Annotated in this window: 21 protein-coding genes; 16 read left to right on the forward strand and 5 right to left on the reverse strand. The window is 69.8% G+C overall.

Annotated features, from left to right (window positions below; genetic code table 11):
* Window positions 1-3: 3 nt before the first annotated feature.
* The gene (locus tag OG435_RS47685; RefSeq protein WP_323188053.1) at window positions 4-555 is read right to left on the reverse strand and encodes an IS5 family transposase; all 552 of its coding nucleotides are present in this window, start codon (window positions 553-555) and stop codon (window positions 4-6) included.
* An 82-nt stretch (window positions 556-637) separates the two neighbouring features.
* Between OG435_RS47685 and OG435_RS47690 the strand changes: the two genes are divergently transcribed.
* From OG435_RS47690 to OG435_RS47765, 16 genes are all read left to right on the forward strand, one after another.
* Window positions 638-1,894 carry an IS256 family transposase gene (locus tag OG435_RS47690; protein WP_266874713.1) on the forward strand — a complete coding sequence of 419 codons (1,257 nt, stop codon included), beginning with the start codon at window positions 638-640 and terminating at the stop codon, window positions 1,892-1,894.
* Between the two features lie 257 nt (window positions 1,895-2,151).
* Window positions 2,152-3,312, forward strand: a complete 1,161-nt coding sequence (locus OG435_RS47695) for an ATP/GTP-binding protein (RefSeq protein WP_266887934.1) — start codon at window positions 2,152-2,154, stop codon at window positions 3,310-3,312.
* A 16-nt stretch (window positions 3,313-3,328) separates the two neighbouring features.
* On the forward strand, window positions 3,329-3,745 hold the full coding sequence (locus OG435_RS47700) for a conjugal transfer protein TraB (RefSeq protein ID WP_266887936.1): 417 nt from the start codon (window positions 3,329-3,331) through the stop codon (window positions 3,743-3,745).
* Between the two features lie 81 nt (window positions 3,746-3,826).
* Complete coding sequence (locus tag OG435_RS47705) at window positions 3,827-5,929, forward strand: chromosome segregation protein ParM (RefSeq protein WP_266887938.1); 2,103 nt, start codon at window positions 3,827-3,829, stop codon at window positions 5,927-5,929.
* 77 nt (window positions 5,930-6,006) lie between these two features.
* Window positions 6,007-6,195: a hypothetical protein gene (locus tag OG435_RS47710; protein WP_266887940.1), complete on the forward strand. Its 189-nt coding sequence runs from the start codon at window positions 6,007-6,009 to the stop codon at window positions 6,193-6,195.
* 67 nt (window positions 6,196-6,262) lie between these two features.
* Window positions 6,263-6,793 (forward strand): DUF6197 family protein, encoded by a 531-nt coding sequence (locus tag OG435_RS47715; protein ID WP_266887942.1) that lies wholly within the window; start codon window positions 6,263-6,265, stop codon window positions 6,791-6,793.
* A gap of 120 nt (window positions 6,794-6,913) precedes the next feature.
* Window positions 6,914-7,714 carry a hypothetical protein gene (locus OG435_RS47720; protein WP_266887943.1) on the forward strand — a complete coding sequence of 267 codons (801 nt, stop codon included), beginning with the start codon at window positions 6,914-6,916 and terminating at the stop codon, window positions 7,712-7,714.
* A gap of 105 nt (window positions 7,715-7,819) precedes the next feature.
* Window positions 7,820-8,155 carry a hypothetical protein gene (locus tag OG435_RS47725; protein WP_266887945.1) on the forward strand — a complete coding sequence of 112 codons (336 nt, stop codon included), beginning with the start codon at window positions 7,820-7,822 and terminating at the stop codon, window positions 8,153-8,155.
* 293 nt (window positions 8,156-8,448) lie between these two features.
* Window positions 8,449-8,916 (forward strand): RRQRL motif-containing zinc-binding protein, encoded by a 468-nt coding sequence (locus tag OG435_RS47730; RefSeq protein WP_266887947.1) that lies wholly within the window; start codon window positions 8,449-8,451, stop codon window positions 8,914-8,916.
* Window positions 8,917-9,033: 117 nt separating this feature from the next.
* Entirely contained in the window at window positions 9,034-9,543 is a 510-nt protein-coding gene (locus OG435_RS47735; protein ID WP_266887949.1) for a hypothetical protein, read from the forward strand.
* A 181-nt stretch (window positions 9,544-9,724) separates the two neighbouring features.
* On the forward strand, window positions 9,725-10,570 hold the full coding sequence (locus tag OG435_RS47740) for a hypothetical protein (protein WP_266887951.1): 846 nt from the start codon (window positions 9,725-9,727) through the stop codon (window positions 10,568-10,570).
* Between the two features lie 121 nt (window positions 10,571-10,691).
* Window positions 10,692-10,967, forward strand: coding sequence for a hypothetical protein (locus tag OG435_RS47745; protein WP_266887953.1), 276 nt, complete (start codon window positions 10,692-10,694; stop codon window positions 10,965-10,967).
* An 89-nt stretch (window positions 10,968-11,056) separates the two neighbouring features.
* Entirely contained in the window at window positions 11,057-11,743 is a 687-nt protein-coding gene (locus tag OG435_RS47750) for a GGDEF domain-containing protein (protein ID WP_266887955.1), read from the forward strand.
* A complete protein-coding gene (locus OG435_RS47755) occupies window positions 11,740-12,183 on the forward strand; it encodes a hypothetical protein (RefSeq protein WP_266887957.1) in 444 nt (147 codons plus the stop codon). Before OG435_RS47750 ends, OG435_RS47755 begins: the two co-directional genes overlap by 4 nt.
* Before the next feature lie 261 nt (window positions 12,184-12,444).
* The gene (locus tag OG435_RS47760; RefSeq protein ID WP_430625868.1) at window positions 12,445-12,876 is read left to right on the forward strand and encodes a nucleoside 2-deoxyribosyltransferase domain-containing protein; all 432 of its coding nucleotides are present in this window, start codon (window positions 12,445-12,447) and stop codon (window positions 12,874-12,876) included.
* Window positions 12,873-13,535 (forward strand): hypothetical protein, encoded by a 663-nt coding sequence (locus OG435_RS47765; protein ID WP_266887961.1) that lies wholly within the window; start codon window positions 12,873-12,875, stop codon window positions 13,533-13,535. The genes OG435_RS47760 and OG435_RS47765 overlap by 4 nt, the downstream gene beginning before the upstream one ends.
* Window positions 13,536-13,816: 281 nt before the next feature.
* Here the strand turns inward: OG435_RS47765 and OG435_RS47770 are convergent, their stop codons facing one another.
* The 4 genes from OG435_RS47770 to OG435_RS47785 all read right to left on the reverse strand — a co-directional run bounded on the left by OG435_RS47770 (window position 13,817) and on the right by OG435_RS47785 (window position 17,099).
* Complete coding sequence (locus OG435_RS47770) at window positions 13,817-14,809, reverse strand: ParB/RepB/Spo0J family partition protein (protein ID WP_266887963.1); 993 nt, start codon at window positions 14,807-14,809, stop codon at window positions 13,817-13,819.
* Window positions 14,806-16,086 (reverse strand): ParA family protein, encoded by a 1,281-nt coding sequence (locus OG435_RS47775; protein ID WP_266887965.1) that lies wholly within the window; start codon window positions 16,084-16,086, stop codon window positions 14,806-14,808. Before OG435_RS47775 ends, OG435_RS47770 begins: the two co-directional genes overlap by 4 nt.
* 303 nt (window positions 16,087-16,389) lie before the next feature.
* The gene (locus OG435_RS47780) at window positions 16,390-16,695 is read right to left on the reverse strand and encodes a hypothetical protein (protein WP_266887967.1); all 306 of its coding nucleotides are present in this window, start codon (window positions 16,693-16,695) and stop codon (window positions 16,390-16,392) included.
* 209 nt (window positions 16,696-16,904) lie between these two features.
* Window positions 16,905-17,099: a hypothetical protein gene (locus OG435_RS47785; protein ID WP_266887969.1), complete on the reverse strand. Its 195-nt coding sequence runs from the start codon at window positions 17,097-17,099 to the stop codon at window positions 16,905-16,907.
* Between the last annotated feature and the right edge of the window lie 70 nt (window positions 17,100-17,169).

Consider the following 17,169-nt stretch of genomic DNA (forward strand, 5'->3'; position numbering starts at 1 on the left):
CGATCATGAGTTGGGCTTGTTGAGGCGTCGCCAGCAGATGAGGCTGCAGGCGAGGGACACGAAGGCGTTGTGGAGCTCGGTGCGGCGTTCCCATCGAACGGCGAGTCGTTTGAACTGGTGGAGCAGTGCGAAGGTCTGCTCCACGACGAAGCGGAGCTTGCCCATGCCCTTGATGTTCGGGGATCCCTTGCGGGAGATGACGGGCAGGATCCGGCGTTTGCGCAGCTCATCGCGGTTGGGATTGGAGTCGTAACCCTTGTCCCCGAGCAGAGCCTCGGGACGTCGGCGGGGCCGGCCGGGACGACCTGCCACCGGTGGGATGCCATCGACCAGGGCGAGAGTCTGAGTGACGTCGTTGACGTTCGCCGCAGTCGTGATGACTTTGAGCGGAGTGCCGCGTCCGTCGCAGATCAGGTGGTGCTTGCTGCCCGTCTTCCGCCGGTCGACCGGCGACGGACCGGTGTCAGCTCCCCCTTTTTCGCCCGGATGTGGGAGCCGTCCACGAGCAATGCTCGGAACCTGTGGATCGGCCTGGGGCGGGGTGCCTCGTGGGATGCGGAGGGCGTACCTTCCCGGGTGATCGACTCATGGTCACCGAATGGGCCCGCGTTCGAGCGCGGGTCGGGAAGGCACGCCCGTGCTCAGCGTAGTCAACGAAGACGGCACCACCGAGTCTGGTATCTCTCTGATCGACGAGATCGTCCGGGAGGGCGCCCGGCGGATGCTCGCGGCAGCCCTGGAGGCCGAGGTCGAGCAGTACATAGCCGAGCTCGCTGGCCAGCACGACGAGCGGGGCCGGAGGCTGGTGGTCCGCAACGGCCGTCACCGGCCCCGGTCGGTGACCACGGCCGCGGGACCGGTCGAGGTGGCCGCGCCGCGTGTGAACGACAAACGAGTCGACGCTGGGACCGGCGAGCGGGAACGGTTCTCCTCGAAGATCCTCGCGCCGTGGTGCCGGAAGTCCCCGAAGGTCAGCGAGGTCCTGCCCCTGCTCTACCTCCACGGCCTGTCCTCGGGTGACTTCGTGCCCGCACTCGAGCAGTTCCTCGGCGGCACGGCCGGCCTGTCACCGGCGACGGTGACCCGGCTGACGAAGCAGTGGACAGCAGATCATGCCGTCTTCCAGCGCCGTGACCTGGCGGAAACCGATTACGTCTATGTGTGGGCCGACGGCATCCACCCCAAGATCCGTCTGTCCCAGACCCATTCGTGCCTGCTGGTCTTGATGGGCGTCCGCGTCGACGGCACCAAGGAGCTGATCGCGATCGCCGAGGGGCTGAGGGAGTCCACCGAGTCCTGGGCGGATCTGCTGCGGGACTGCCGCCGGCGCGGCATGCGCGACCCGGTCCTGGTCACCGGCGACGGGGCAATGGGGCTGTGGCGGGCCCTGGCGGAGGTGTTCCCCGCCGCCCGCCATCAGAGGTGCTGGGTTCACAAAACCCGCAATGTCATGAACGCGCTGCCGAAATCCGCGCAGCCCGGCGCGAGGAAAGCCCTCCAGGAAATCTACAACGCCGAGGACCGCACCCACGCCCAGAAGGCGGTCACCGCGTTCGAGAAGACGTACGGGGCGAAGTGGCCGAAGGCGGTGAAGAAGATCACCGGCGAGGTCGACGAGCTGCTGGCGTTCTACGACTTCCCCGCCGAGCACTGGATCCACCTGCGGACCACGAACCCCATCGAATCAACGTTCTCCACAGTCAAGCTCCGGACCAAGGTCACCCGCGGCGCCGGCAGCCCCACCGCCGCCCTCGCCATGGTCTTCAAGCTCGTGGAATCCGCCCAGGCCCGCTGGCGCGCGGTCACCGCACCCCACCTCGTCGCCCTCGTCCGAGCCGGCAACCGCTTCGAGAACGGTCACCTCGTCGATCAGGACGAGACCCTCGCGGCATGAACCACCTCAGCTGATCCACAACTCTTGACTATTGCTCCAAGAACGGCCCGAAGGGGGACAGCGCCAACTCGAAGGACTCGCCGGCCGCCAGCCCTCGGACCGAGCGGGCCCGCGGCCGCCGCGAGCGTGCCGCCGCCCGCCAGGAGGCACGCCATCAGCGGCGCAGCGCCGACCAGGCCGCCAACCTGGCAGACCGCAGCAAGGACCGCGACCAGGACCGCGCCGCCGTCCAGGCGGCGCGCGAGGAACGCCGCAGGGTGAAGGCCGAGCGGAAGGCCGCGGCACGGGCGAAGCGGGAGGCAGCCAAGGCCGCCGGCGGCCGCACCACCCTGGGCGCGGCCGTCGGGCAAGAGGCGCAACGCCGCTGGGACAAGCGCCGCGCGGCGGAGAGGGACAAGGCCGCGAAGGACGACAAGGCCAAGGACGACGCCGGTGACGCCACCGGCGGCAAGGACTCCGCGGCCACGACCAAGAAGATGCCCAAGGACGACCCTGAGAAGCCCTCAGGCGGCCCGAAGGACGACTCCGCAACCAAGGAGCCGGACGACGGCAAGACGAGCGGCGAGAAGCCGTCTGGCACCTCCGCAGACACGGACGCGAAGGACGGCACCGGGACGGACACGGACGCCAAGACCGACGACGTCAAGGACCCGCCGGACACCGAGGACAGCGGCGACGGACGCTCCTTCAAGGAGAAGGTCAAGGACTTCTTCACCAAGGGTGGCGAGGACAACACCCCGCCCGAGCCGGAGGAGCCCTCACCGCTTCGGCCCGAGGACCTGGGCGACATCACGGTGGAGCGCCCCGGCGGCCCGACCCGCACCCCGCAGCCCGAACCGGCCGAGGACGACATCGAGGACGCGGTCATCGTCGACGACCCGTCCGATCCCTTCGGGGCGCACGTCAGCAGCCCGGCGAGTCTCCCGCGCGCTCCCGAGCCGCACACCCAGCGTCCCGGCACCAGCCGACCCACCGCACAGGAGGATCCCGTGGCCTCGGAGGTCAACAAGCCCGCATCGGGCCAGACCGGCATGGCGGCCCAGCACCGCACCGACATCACCTTCGGCGAGTACCTGATGGAGATCGTGAACATCGCGATCGCCGCAGCCCTCGACAAGGACCGCGCCCAGGACCTTGCTGTCGCGCTCGGCAAGGTCGCCGACGCACTGCGGGACATGGCGGCCGACCTGGTCGGCGACCACAACATCGCCACCGAGGTCGTCAACCAGATCACCGACCTGGCCGACGCCGCGGACCGCATGAAGCAGCTGGCCGAACGGTGCGCCACCGAATGCGAGATCGCCTCGGAGGCCGCCCGGATCGCCGCCATGTCGGTCGGCCGCGTCTACGGCCAGGACATCGACGCCATGGACGACGCGGGCCTGGCCACCGCCTCCGCCGCCGCCCACCACGACTAGAAGGAAGAGCCCGCTGATGAGCGACCTCGCACCCACCACCGGCGGCGGTGCCGCCGCCAAGACCGACGGCGACAACCGCTACAAGGCCGTCCAGAAAAAGCTCAAGACGCTGGCCACGGCCATGGACCTGGCCGCAGGCGAGCTCGAAGCACTGCTGCTCGGCATGCGCACCAACGCCCAGCGCTCCGAGCGCCTGGCCGTCGACATCGCCAACGCGGAGCTGGACCGCAAATTCATCGAGATGACCAACCAGGTGTCCGTCGCCCTGGGCGGCGCCGCCATCGAAGTGAAAAAGCTCCACGAGACGGCCCAGGAAGTCTCCAGCCTCACCCACGACACGCGGCGCACCCACGCCCGGCTGTACGAGGGCCTGGACGACCTCCGCTCCAGCCGCCCGGAGCGCACCCCCAAGCCGGGCTTCTTCGTCCGCTGACCCGACCCACCGCAACCCCTTGATGGGGCGGCCCGCCACGTAGGCGGGCCGCCCATCGCCACACCCCGGAGGAGAAAGCCCGTGTCCGTGCCGCGCAGCGTCGCCCTGGAGCGCACCTTCTACACCCTGGCCGCCCCGGTCCTCGCCGCGGCCCCGAACCTCTTCGCCGACAGCCCCGTCAACACGGTCGTGCAGCTAGCGGGCGCGGCCGGTATCGGCGGCTGGGTCCTGGCCGCCAAGAGCGACGGTTCCGGCGCGGGCCGCAAGATCCTGCGCTGGTCGCCGCTCGTGCTCGCCGCCGCCGTCGACATCGCCGCCCGGAACACGATCGGCTGGGGCCCCTACTGCCTGGACGGCATCCTCGCCGCCAGCTGGGCGACGGCCGGCCTGCTGGTGATGCCCTTCTCCCGGCACACCCGCCGCCATCACCGTCCCGCGCTCGCCGCCCCGGCCCCCGCGCCGCAGCTGCAGGCCGCCCCCGAGCCGTCCCCCGCGCAGCCGGACGACGGCGCCGACGCCTTCACCCGCCAGGTCCGCTGGCTGTGGGAAGCCCGCGGCCTGCCCGGCCGCACCATCGTCGTCACCGCCACCCCGCACCCGGGCATGCCCAACGACCTGTCCCTGCTGCTGCGCGCCTCCGAGGCCGGACGGCCGATCTCCAGCCTCACCCAGGAAGCGGTCGCCGCCGCGTTCGGTGTCGAGATCTCCGACGTACGGATCGAGGACGTTGTCCGGCAGTACGGGCGTGAGGGCGGCCCCGGCTGGAAGGAAGTCCACGTCACCCCCGACCTGAACGAGCGCCGCCGCAAGGCCCCCACCACGCACGAGTGGTGGGCCGACCGGATCGCCGGCGGGCCCGTGCCCGGCTCGGAGTTCATCAAGAAGATCCGCGACCACGAGCGGAAGGTCACCCACTACATCGCCCAGGTCCCCGACGAGATGGGCGAGCCGCGAGTCAACCAGCACGGCCTGGCGGCCGCGCTGAAGACCAAGTACGACGAAGGCCGGCTGTTCGTCACCGTCGACGGCAACCAGGTCCTGGTCAGCCTGTGGGACTCCAGCCCGCTCGCGCAGATCTTCCCCGCCACGAAGGAGCTGCTGACCCCGGACAAGGACGGCCGGTGGGTGACCGGCTACCTCGGCAACGGCCAGCCCGCCCGCAACCGCGTCTACACCGACCGGGGCGCCGCCCACGGCCTGTTCGTCGCCCCCTCCGGCGGCGGCAAGACCCAGCTGATGGGCCTGCACGTCGCCGCCGACGCCCTGTTCGGTGCCGTGGTCTGGCTGGCGGCCGAAGCCCCGGACGAGAAGGCCGCCAAGCTGGGCGAGTACACCGACCGCTACGGCGTCGGCGCGCTCTACATGATCCGGCTCCTGCGCACCCTGGACGCGCTGATGGAGATCCGCGGCCAGATGCCGTGGGAAGACGGCAGGGTCTACGACTGGGACCCCAAACTGCCGGGCTGCCCCTACCGGATGCTGTCCGCCTACCTCGACGAGTTCCTCTCCGCCGCCCGCCACGGCGACTACGGCGCGGAGATCATGGACCTCGCCGAGAAGGTGTCGGTCAAGGGCCGCAAGTACGGCATCGGCCTCAAGGTGGCCGGCCAGTCCATCTACGTGCAGGACGGGTTCACGCAGCTGCTGTGCGAGAACCTGCGCGAGAACTGCATCCCCGTCGTCCTCAAGGTGGCGCCGAAGAAGGTCGCCGAGATGTTCAAGACCCTCGGCATCTCCTCCGAGAACACCCCCGAGGCGCTCCCCCGCTCCTTCTCCCCCGCCGAGGCGGGCCGGATCGAGCGGGTGATGCGCGGCGAGCCCGAGCCGCCCGCCGACTCCAACACCGGCGGCGCCGGGTGGATCGTCGAAGCCAAGCAGCCCGAGGTCCTGCGCACGCTGTTCATGGACTTCAAGGCGGGCCTGGACGACTACTTCCCCGACGTCGTCGCCAGCCTCACCGACTACGAGATCCGCGAGCTCGAGGCGAGGGACCTGTGGTTCGACTGGACCGAGCCGCCCCGGCCCGGCGAGTTCGGGCCCGAGCCCGATGACGAGGACGGGGAGGACAAGCCGAAGAGGGGCGGGGGCAAGCCGCGCGGTGGCGGGAAGCCCGCCGCGCGCCGCGACGCGGTCACCTCCCCCCGCCAGGCGCTGGAGGCCATCAAGAACCTCTCCGGCGTCTGACCCCACCCCGCACACCACGCAGGGCCCGGCCGCATCCCGGCCGGGCCCTGCTCACACCTGACAAGGACACATCGCTCGTGGCCGTATCGATCTCCGTCGTCGTCCTGCTCGCCATCGTCGTGGTCGTCCTCATCCGAGGCGGCTCCGTACGCCTATGGCATGCCGTGGCCTGCGCCGCCTTCGGCTTCTTCCTCGCCTCCACCGGTGCCGCGCCCTTCATCACCGGCGCGATCAGCGGCGTCACCGGCTGGATCTCCACCTTCTGACACCGCCCGGCCGTCGGCGTCGACGGCCGCCGCTCCCTGCACCTCCGACGCCTTCCGAGGAGCCCCGATGCCCCACCCCACCCACGCCCCGCCCATACCGGCCCGCACCATCGCGCCGCCCGCCGAACTGTCGCTGGAGGCCCGCATGGCCGCCACAGAAGCGGCGATGACCATCCGGCTGGAAGAGGCGGCCGTCGCCTACGAGGTCAACACCGCGCACATCCCCACCGAGCCGGTCGACCTGGGCGACATCGTCACCCTCCCGCTCACCCCGACGCTCCAGCCCCCGACTCCGTACCCGACCCCGGTCGCGGCGCTCCTTCAGCGCGCGCACCATCGGCTGCTCACCGGCGGATGGTGCTCCGGCGCCCTGGTCGACGCGGAAGGTGCCCGCTGCCTGTACGGCGCGATCCACGCCGAAGCCCGCGGCGACCGCAGCCTCGAAGCCCGTGGACTGGAGGTCCTGATGGATGCGATCCGCCGCCAGTTCAACGATGTCGACTCCGTGCCGTCCTTCAACGACGGCTTCACCAGCGGCCGCATCCCGATGCGGATGCTCGACCAGGCCGCCGGCCTCGCCGACGCCCGCGGCCTCTGACTTCCCTGCTCCGGACCACCTGCCTCGCACCCGAACCCCGCGCGGTCGGGTACGGGCCAGGCCGTCCGGCCTGCACACCACTGGCTCACCACACGAACCCGATCAAGGGAGCGCCCGACCATGCAGTCCGACGACAAGAACTTCGACGGCCAGCCCCACCCGAACACCACCGGCTTCTGGGACGTGTTCAACCAGGCGGCCCCGCCGCCTGCTTCCGCTCCGGACAAGGACCCCGGCACCAACCTCGCCCAGCTGCACGCCGCGTGGACCGCCTCCTGGGAGCCAGGCGGCTTCCTGTACAGGCGGTGGGAGGAACTGCGCCAGGTTCCGAAGGCCGGCTGGCACACCACCGCCAACTGGATCAAGGCACTCCTGGTCCTCGCCGGAGTCTGCGCGCTGATCATCCTGCTCGAGGCTGCCGGCGACATCTTCGACGGCGTCCTGCGGGGGTTGGCCGCCTCGGCGCCCAACACCACGATCGGCACCAGTACCTCCAGCGAGTTCTGGGATGTCGTTGACCGCCCGGTCCGCGTCTACATCGACCAGCACACCGCCGGCCTCGCCGTCAGCGGCGCCGCCGCCTACACCTTCTGGCAGCTCGCGGGCCTCTTCGGCCTCATCGGCGGCTTCATGGGCATCACCGGTGCCCGCATCACCTGGACCGTCTGGGGCGCCGTAACCGCCACGGCGACGTGGACCACTACCCCCGCCGACGGCCGCACCGTCGCCACGGTCATCGCCGTCCTCGCCTGGACCATCGCCTCGACGTTCGCCCTGCGCGGCCTGAGCCTGCGCCCGGTCATCAACAACTACGCCCCGGTCCAGCCCCAGATCGAGATCCGGCCCGAGATCCACGTCCCCGCCCAGCCCGCCCCGCCCGCCGACGAGACACCCGACAACGTGCACCCGATTCACCACTGAACCCCGGCACCCCGCCCTACACCCCAACATCTGTGCCCCGTCGACAAGCCGAGCTCGACGGGGCACAGCACTGCCCGCTCACACCTCCAGGACAAGGACTTCTTCGTGCGCCGCTATCGATACCGCTGTGCCCTGTGCAGCACCACCAGCCCAGTCGCCTTCCACCCCGAGGACCTGGCGGCCGAGGGCGCGGCCCACCGGCAGGCCATCCACGGAGGCCACTTCCCCGACGGCGAGAGCACCGGCCGCATAGACAGACTAGGCCGCCCCTACGCCTCCCTGACCCCGCTCACCGCCCTGCACGCCCAGATCGCCGACACCCTCGCCGACATCAAGGACCCCAAGGGCATGGGCCACCCGTGGTCGGCCACTGCGGGAGCAGCACTCATCCTCGTCGCCGCGGCCGCCCTCGTCATCGGCGTCATCTCCGCCGCACTCTGACCCACCTGCTCCGGCCGCTCCGCCTGGCCACCAGCACCCCGTCTCCCCACACACAGGGGCTGGCCGGGTGCCGGTGCCCGGGCAGGCCGACCGGCCTCAGTAAGACCCCCGCGGCAGCCACCCCGAACCGGGGCCGGCGGACGCCCCCGCACGTGCCAGCCACTGTCCCGACTTGGAGGGTTCATCGTGATCACCCCCCGGCCGCGCCGCAGGATCGGCCGCCCGCGCCCCACCACCCCCGGCCCCCGCTACCCGCTCCCCCAGCGCCGCCTCCCCGGTACCTGGAGCCGGTGATGCCGCGCCGCCGCATCAGGCGCCGCCGCGAGTTGGCGGTCCGGGTGCCGCGCAGCGAGGCGGTACTGCCCGAGTTCGACCGCAACACGGTGCCCGAAGGGCTCGTGACCCGACGGCAGTTACGGGAGATGCAACTGAGTCCCGGCGGCAACGCGGGCCCGGTCGCCATCCTGCGCTGCAAGCTGTGCGCGACCCGCCCGCAGTGGTCCTGCCGACATCCCAACCGCGGCTTCCTGCTCCGCGTCGACCTGGCCGCGCCCAAGCGGGCCCCGTCGCTCGCCCAGGAATGGGCCCTGGACCGGGCGATGGCCGCAAGATCCACCTGCCCCGAATGCAAGCGCAGGTACTGGTACTGCCTGCCCCTGCGTACCCAGGGTCGCTGCGACCCCTGCGCCCAGGGATATGAGCCCAGCCCCGACACCTACCTCACCACCGAGGCCACCGCCGGACACCGGCTGGCCGCGTAGAGCACCAAAACCCCGTCCCGGCCAGCAAGGCCGGGACGGGGCTTCTGGGCGGCCGCAGCATCGGCAAAGGGTCGGCCGCCTGCTCCCTCACCCTTCCGAGATCAGGAGAAACACAGCATGACGCATCGCCCTGCCACCTTCGCCGCCCTCCTCGGACTGACCCGAGCCGCCAGCGCGATCGGAGATTTTTGGATCCAGGACGATTTCTGTGCCCGTGTGAAGGGCGCCTCGGACGACCACCCGGTCACCTACCAGGACCCGGACACCAAGGCGGAGACCGTCCACGGCACGGCCGATGGCCGTAAGGCGTGCCTGACCCACTGCCTGACCTATGTGGCCACGCAGGCACTCGTCGCCGGGGCCGGCGCCCGCGCGCTCGGGATCCAGGTCCACCCGGTGGCCGCCGCGGCCGCGCTCGCCATCTCGTTCGGAAGCCACTACGCCGCGGACCGCAGGATCCCGGGCAAGGGCCTGCTGGAGCAGCTCGCCAACAAGACCGGCACGGGCGGCTTCTACAAGCTGACCGCGCACGGAATGAACGGGGCGTTCCAGCTGGACTCCGCCTGGCATCACGGCTGGGAGACCGTCGCGGCCCTGGTTGCCACCACGAAGGCGACCACGCGGTGACCGGCCGCTCCCGGACCCGTCTGGACCGAGTGCGCGGCTCGCTCGGCATTGCCCAGCTCGCCCTCTACGCAGTCGTGGTCCGTGCGTGAGCCGCACCGCCGGCACTTCGCCGAACACCCCGAACCCACCTCGACCCGGCCACGCCGGGCGCCTGCTGTTACCCCGGGAAGGACACCCAGTCATGAGCATCACGATCACGAACACGTACGGCACCGCGCACCACGTCAGCGAAGCCAACCCGGCCCACGTCACCAGCTGCGACCGCTACCGCCTGCCGCTGGTCGCCACCCTCGTCCCCGGGAATCCCGGCTACGAGGACATGGTCGAGATGCTGAAGGACAACGGCCATGACACCCGCCCCGAGGGGTACGGGCTGATCTTCCTGGAGTCCGAGGAGTTCTCCGCCACCTACTTCGGGCCGGTCGCCCAGATCGAGCAGTACAAGCACGACAACGCCGACGGCACGGCGACCTTCGACGCCTCGCAGGGCGTGATGTTCGCCCAGTGGCCCCACGGCAAGGGCTGGGACGACTTCCTCCCCCGCGTCTTCTGGAACTGGGCTGGGCGAGGCGGTATCGCGGACGGCGTCGGCCTGGTCACCGCCTTCGCGCACACCGAGATCCCCGGCGCGGAGGTCATCGTCTACGAGTTCGAAGGCACGTGGCTTCCCGGCGGCGAGCCGGAACGGCTGGTCACCTACCACTGCACCGCCTGCCACCTGGACACCTTCCACGACAGTGGGCACGTCCACGAGAACACCGGCCCCAGCAGCCGGCGCTGGGCCGCCCGCCAGGCACGCCAGCACCTCATCAGCGCCCACCGGCACGGCGTCGGCGACACCAACAGCGCCTGCCGCCCCCACAACGGGGAGATGCTGCGCGTCGTGAACGCGGTCGCCCGCGACATGTGGGGCACCACGGCCAACGCCCTCCCGGACACCGACGACGCGTACTGCGCCACCAAGGGCCCCTGCTCGACCATCCGCGAGCTGCGTGCCGGAGTCCGCCCGCCCGTCTACCGCGCCTGACCGCCCCGCCCCCTGCTCCGGCTGCTGCCTGACGGACACCCCGTGCCGCCCCGGCCTCCCCGATTCGGTGGAGGCCGGGGCGGTCGCGGTGGTCCCTCAACACAGAGAGGAGTTGGACGTCATGCGCCGATACGAGGTGGACGTCCCGATACACCACGCAACGGACCAGGACCGGCGAGGACTGCACGTCTTCACCGGCTGCGCCGCCGGACCGGCCGAGGCCCTGGCCGCCGCGCACAACGCCTACGACCGGGCCATGCAGCACGTGTCCGGAGGCCGCCCCGTTCCCGATGACTCCAGCAACGGGTGGGCCGCGCGCGGCCTGCGCACCGACTGGGTCCTGGACTGGCATGAGGCCACCACCACGGCGTGGGTCAACCCCAATCGCCTGATGTGAATCCGCCCCGAGGCAGGCGCACTAGGCGTCGAAACCGTCGCCTGCCCCGGGGTTCCCCATCCCGTACGAGACGAGAAGGAGACACCAGTATGGACTCCGCCCTGCGCTTACAGGCCCGAGCCGGGCAACGCGCGCTCCTCATCACCACCCTCGCGGTCCCGCTCACCGGCTGGACCGTCCACGCACTGACGCTCCACCGGCTCCTGGCCCACGCCCGCAAGGACCGCCTTACCGGCCTGTGGTGCCGCCCCGAGTTCGTCGCCTACGGCGAACGGCTCGTGCGCACCCGCCGCCGGAACACCGTGCATGTCCTGATGCTGGACGGCGTCGACTTCAAAGGCGTCAACGACACCTACGGCCACGCCGCGGGCGACACCGTCATCCAGACCATGGGCCGCCGCCTCGCCCGCTGGAGCTCCAACCGTACGGCGCTCGCGGCCCGGCTGGGTGGCGACGAGTTCGCCGTCTGCGTGGCACTTCCGCAGGAGACTGCCCTCGCGGAGATCACCGAACTGCGCGAGCAATTGCGTCAGCCCCTCCAGCACGAGGGGCACACGCTGCGCCTGGACGTCTCGATCGGCATCTCCCGCGCGGCCGACCTGCCCAGCGAGACCATGAGCCGGATCCTGCGCGGCGCGGACACCGCCATGTACAAGGTCAAGAACGGGGAGACGGCGTTCCCGTACTTCGCGACGCGGGCCGACGCGTACGTGGAGAGCGTCAACGGCCGCCGCGCCGGCCGCCGTGGCACGCACACCCCGGCGCGTGCCGCATGAGCGCCGCCGAACTCGAAGGCGGCGACTGGATCCGCGGCATCACCATCCGCCAGCCCTGGGCGACCTGCATCCTCGCCGGGAAGCGCACGGAGAACCGGCCCAAGCCTTGGAGCTGGAGGGGCTGGGTCCTTCTCCACGCCGGGAAGGCGCGGCCGGAGCCCACCGTGCTGCGCGACCCGCTGGTGGCCACCGCGATCCGCAGCCGTGAGCTCCACCTCGGCGCGGTCATCGGCGTCGCCCGGCTCATCGACTGTCACCTGGACCTTGGCCCCGAGCGTTGCACCAGTCCGTGGGCGCAGCGTGAGGCCCACCACTTGGTCCTGGCCGACGTTCACGTACTGCCGCTGCCCGTGCCCGCCAGCGGGGCGCTCCCAGCCTGGAAGCCGACCCGCGACCTTGTGGACCAGGTCCTCCAGCAGCTGCCTCACCTGCGGCCGTGACCAGTACGCCGCCGCTCAGCGTGCCCAGGGCGACGATGCCCACGTCGTGATGGACCTGACCACCGACCAGTCCGTTGTGGTCACAGCACCACCACGCCGACATCATCAACGCGGCCGTGATCCCGACCCCCTGACGCAGCACACACGGAGCGCCGCGCACGACCTTCCCGGCCGCGCGCGGCGCTTCGCCGTTCCCGCCCGCTCCCCCTGCCGTGACCGTCGACCGGACCAAGGAGTCCGCCATGAATACCTGTGTTTTCTGTGCCATCGCCGCCCGTCCCGTCCTGGAGGCCCGACGCCATGCGGGCACTCGCCGAGCAGTGGACCGACCCCCGGACGTTGACCGTCCTGAGCCCCGAATCCCGCAACGGCGACCGCGCAGACCGCTACGAGACCCAGGTCGACTGGGAGACCTACGCCCGCGCCGCAGCGAGCGCGATCCTCTTCTGGATCCCCCGCGACCTGAAGACGCTGCCGGCCATGACCACCAACGTCGAGTTCGGCCTCGACGTCGGAACCGGCCGGGCAGTGCTGGGCTGCCCGCCCGACTGCCCCAACCCCGAACGCAACCGCTACCTGATCTACGTCGCCCACCGCCACGGCGTACCGGTCCGCACCACCCTGACCGACACCGTCACAGCCGCCCTCACCCTCATCTCCATCACCCACCCCGAACAGGAGGACCCCCGATGACCCGACGCCTGTTCCGACGCTGCGCCACCGCATCCGGCACCGCCCTCGCCCCCGAGGACCAGGCCGCTGTCGACGCGTTCCGCGCGATGCTCGCCGCCCTACGGACCCCCGAACCCTGGACCCCCGGCTGCGCCCAGGACGTTGCCGTCCGGGTCGGCGCCCACATCGAACGGGCACACCCCCGGCCGGGCGATGACCATGGACCCGACGTGATCGCCGTCGCCCTGGTCCACCCCGATACCCCGCACGCCGCGGCCTACGCCCAGCGCTACACCCGCAAGGGCTGGCTCCGCTGCGAGACCGTCACGATCCTCGGCCTCTGGCAGCCCGCCTACTCCGCGCTCTCCCACGCGGCCTCGGGCCTCAACCTTCCCGACGACGTCGGCATGTCCCCGGCCCACTACGGTGTGGACGTCGAAGCACGACAGTCCGACGGATCCGGCTTCACCGCGCTCTGCCTCGGCCCGTACACCCAGATCCGGCATGCCTCCCGCGACGCCGACCGCCTCACCACCGCACTGCAAGGTCAGGCCGACACCGTCATCCCCGGGTTCACCGTCACCGCGACCACCGCAGCGTTCGACTTCGACGACCGCGAGAACTACACCGACCCCTACGACGTCGACATCACAGCACTCCTCGCCGACGCCCTCGCGTGAGTGAGCACGTCGTGAGCATCACGACCCGAACGACCACTACGGAATCCCCACCTTCAGCGAGGGAGCTCGTGTGAGCTGGGTTGCCAGACACACGTGAGTGACACCGTCAAGGCCCGTACCCCCTTCCCGGGGTACGGGCCTTTCGTGTTTTCAAGGGCGGAATCCCGCAGGGCCCCTCGGCCCACCGCGCTTCCCACGCTGCCTCGGACCTCGACCTCTCCGCTGACGTCGGCATGGCGCCGGCCTCACTGCGACGGGGTCTGCGACGTACGCAGGCTCCCTCAGCCGATGGCCGAGGGCTCTACCTCCATGCCGTCCAGCAGCATGGTGCACACCTTGTTGCGCTCCTCCTGCGGCATGTGTGCCAGAAGGAGCGCCGCGGCGGCTTCCCCGTCATGAAAGGGGAACGGGCCATCCTGGGGGCGGCGATCAGACATGGTGGCCGAGGGGTTGGCGCGCGGCTCCGGAATGGACTCGCGGGAGTCCGTGACCTGTTCGTTACTTTTCACGCCGTGAATTTCTTCGGGCGCGGAGACGGGCTTGTGTCGTGCGCGAGAACGCTCCTGGGCCGCTGCCGCACGTTCGGTGGCCTTGGCCTTTTGGGCGTCGGGCGACAACTTGCTGAGGTTGCGGACGTGCTCAGTCCGTCGCTCCCCCGTCATCAGGTCCTTCTGGAGCTCCGGCGACAGCTTCAGCAGCGAGAGCTTGCTGGAGAGGGTTGACGGGGACATCGACAGCCGCTTACACGCCCTGGTCTGCGAGCCGCCGTAGTGTTCCACAAGCTGCTTGAGGGCGTGTGCTTCTTCCAGGTCTGTCATGTCCTCACGGTGGTAGTTCGTGATGAATGCAGCTTCCAGAAGCTTCTCGTCCGTGCTCAGTCGAGCATCATCGACCCGCACCGGGATAGTGGCCAGCCCTACTCGCCGGGCTGCCTCCAGGCGTCGATGTCCGTCGATGACCACGTACTGGGCACCTTCGTCCAAGTCCTCGGCGCGCTCGGGCCGGCTACGGAGGTACGCGTCGACTGTGCCGACCACGATCGGCAGGATGACCCCGACCTCGCGCACCGATTCGACGGTGTCGTCCAGGTTGCGCAGATGGTTGCGAGGGTTGTCGGGGTTCTCGCTGATCGTGGGCACCGGCAGGTCCGTCAGGCTGTTCGTCCCAGCCGTGTCACCACTGCCAATCGTCTGATCGATCGCGCCCCGCCTAGCGCTGCGACCTGAGGCAGAACCGAACGAGGAACCGCGGCCGAGCATGTCCTTCTTGCTCACTTGCCAGCTCCTGCCGCGATGAGACGCATGACGTTGGCCTGCTTGCTCTCCGGGACGTACGCAAGTAGGGGCTTCTTGAGCCGCACGGTTTCGCGCTGCTCCTTGAGGTCGTCCACGACGGCGATGACGCGCTGACCCTCGAGGTTGTGCCACTCGGTGAGGGACGACGTGGCGATGTATCCGCGACGGCTGTCGAAGAGGTTCACCACGATGCCGAGGGAATCGATCTCCAGGTGCAGGTCCTCCTCCAGGTCTTCGATCTGCTCGACGAGCATCTCGTAGGCGTCGGCGGAACTGTCTTCGGACTGAACGGGGATGAGAACGCCTGAGTGCCCGAAACGCTCTTCCGGGCGCCTGCGGGCGAAGTAGAGAGCGGCATCCATCGCCAGACCAAGGCTGGGGGGCGAGTCAATGATGATGACGTCGAAGTCGCTCTCCAGCGGGTGGAGGGCGCGCTCAAGGGCCGCTTCCTTCTGGAAGCCCCGCACGTTGATGGCCGTGACCGCGAGCTTGGAATCGAGTAGGAAGCCGTCTCGTGTGCCCGGCAGAACCTGGAGTCGACCTGCGAAGCGGGGATCGTCGATGGTTGCCAGGAGGTCCCGGATTTCGCCCTTTGCGTCCCCGATCATGTGGCTGACCAGGCTCTCCTGCCCAATGGCAATTGGCGGGATGCCAAGTTGGTTGCTCAAGTGCAGCTGGGGGTCAAAATCGACGAGGAGAACCCTCTGCCCGCCCGCAGTCGATTCGGCGATGACCGACAGCAGTTGTTCCCGTGTGAGGTTCATCCGCTCGAGTTCCGTGGCAGAGAGCGTCTCCACGAAGCTCTGGAGGCATCTGGCGCCGACACCCTCCTCCTCGGCGTGTGCCTCAGCGACGCCGGCCGCAACGGTCGTTTTACCGACCCCACCCTTCTGATTGCACACGACGATCCGCCGCGGACAAGATGACGCGGCCTGCTTCGGCGAAGGGTTGTCGTCGAGCCAGACCTGGACGCTCTGTGCGAGGCCCTGGATGTAGGAGACATCACGCTCGGCGCAGGTGCCTTTGAAGTCGTCGTACATGCCTGGCGGGAGCCAGGTCGAGAACGATCGGGCGCCTGCGGTATCCACGGTCGGTGCTTGCCGTGCACTGCCGCGCCACGCGGTGACAGCTGCTGTGACCGCGTCTTGGATGTCCAGATCGAGTTCAGCGCAGCGGATCTTGAGCTGCTTCTGGAGCGTGGGGGGCAGCTTGGACGCCACCTTTTCCCGGTCTCCATCAGGGTAGGGAGAGGCCATGGCGTCACCTTACTGACTCTCGAAGTGGGAACGACATCCGACGTGCGGCCTTTTGGTGTATTTGGTATGCGGCGTCGTCGCCTGTTGTCGGGCTGAGAGCCCAACAGTTTCCCCTGACGGGCGCCGAGTTGCGTGCGTGGAGCCGAGCCTCGAAATTCACGGCGTGAATAGTCACAGGAATATAACGAGCAGGAAGCGGGCGGTGGAGGCTGCTCTCTCCCGCCTGGCCGCACGCGCTCAGTCCTTCATGGGTAGACCAGGACGACCGTGGGGGCGTGCCGGACGATCGGTCAACCCCGTATGTCAGGGGCTGGTGAGGATGTCGTGGGTGCCGATGCGGCGCCAGATTACGTGCGGTGTGCTGGGACGGAGTGCTGCCCCGTACTCCCAGGTGGCGCGTCCAGCAGGCCCAGTGCCCGTTGACCACGTGAGCTCGTAGATGCCGGACGAGCGCTGGACTTGCTTGATGCGAAGGCCGGCGCGGAAAGGGCCTCCGGTGCGCAGGTCGTCGACAAACGCGGAGACGGCTCGGCGGAACCGGCGGCGCTGTTCTGGGGTGAGGCGGTCCAGGTCGGTGGTGAAGCGGGGCAGGGCCTCGTACGTGGGCACGGCGAACTCCTCCGGGAAACACGAAGCCCCCGGCCGGTGTCCGGGGGCGGTGGTGGCTGCTCGTGGTGAAGGGCGTTGGTGACGCGATGCGATGGCTTGTCGGGCATACAGCGCGCTGGTGTGTGCTCAATGACGGTGGAGGCGGTTTCCGTGCGTTTTCGTGGCTGGTGGTGCTCGTGTGGTTGGCGCGCAGCATTCGCACGGCATCGTCAGGCGTCGCCGTAGCGGTCCCGCATCGCCTTCGCCCACGGCTCGGGCCGGGCCGTCTGGCAGTCAGGGCACCGGCGCCTGGTGATGCGCTCGGCGGTGGGGAAGTCGGACTGTGCGGAGCGCACCTGGAGCACGTCCAGGAGTAGCAGTTCGTCGCAGAGGGGGCAGGGCTGTCCGTACCTGGTGATCGTCATGGCGGGAGAGTGCACACACCGCCGGCCTACCGTCTCGGGCTGACGTGGCGGCCCGCCTGGCGGGCGCCAC

Origin of the sequence: Streptomyces sp. NBC_01264, assembly GCF_026340675.1 — a bacterium.
In the GTDB taxonomy this organism is placed as follows: Bacteria; Actinomycetota; Actinomycetes; order Streptomycetales; family Streptomycetaceae; genus Streptomyces.

Coding starts and splice junctions, on each gene's coding strand:
- OG435_RS47700 (WP_266887936.1), top strand. CDS start 3,329: ATGAGCGACCTCGCACCCACCACCGGCGGCGGTGCCGCCGCCAAGACC.
- OG435_RS47715 (WP_266887942.1), top strand. CDS start 6,263: ATGCCCCACCCCACCCACGCCCCGCCCATACCGGCCCGCACCATCGCG.
- OG435_RS47720 (WP_266887943.1), top strand. CDS start 6,914: ATGCAGTCCGACGACAAGAACTTCGACGGCCAGCCCCACCCGAACACC.
- OG435_RS47730 (WP_266887947.1), top strand. CDS start 8,449: ATGCCGCGCCGCCGCATCAGGCGCCGCCGCGAGTTGGCGGTCCGGGTG.
- OG435_RS47735 (WP_266887949.1), top strand. CDS start 9,034: ATGACGCATCGCCCTGCCACCTTCGCCGCCCTCCTCGGACTGACCCGA.
- OG435_RS47740 (WP_266887951.1), top strand. CDS start 9,725: ATGAGCATCACGATCACGAACACGTACGGCACCGCGCACCACGTCAGC.
- OG435_RS47745 (WP_266887953.1), top strand. CDS start 10,692: ATGCGCCGATACGAGGTGGACGTCCCGATACACCACGCAACGGACCAG.
- OG435_RS47750 (WP_266887955.1), top strand. CDS start 11,057: ATGGACTCCGCCCTGCGCTTACAGGCCCGAGCCGGGCAACGCGCGCTC.
- OG435_RS47755 (WP_266887957.1), top strand. CDS start 11,740: ATGAGCGCCGCCGAACTCGAAGGCGGCGACTGGATCCGCGGCATCACC.
- OG435_RS47765 (WP_266887961.1), top strand. CDS start 12,873: ATGACCCGACGCCTGTTCCGACGCTGCGCCACCGCATCCGGCACCGCC.
- OG435_RS47775 (WP_266887965.1), bottom strand. CDS start 16,086: ATGGCCTCTCCCTACCCTGATGGAGACCGGGAAAAGGTGGCGTCCAAG.
- OG435_RS47785 (WP_266887969.1), bottom strand. CDS start 17,099: ATGACGATCACCAGGTACGGACAGCCCTGCCCCCTCTGCGACGAACTG.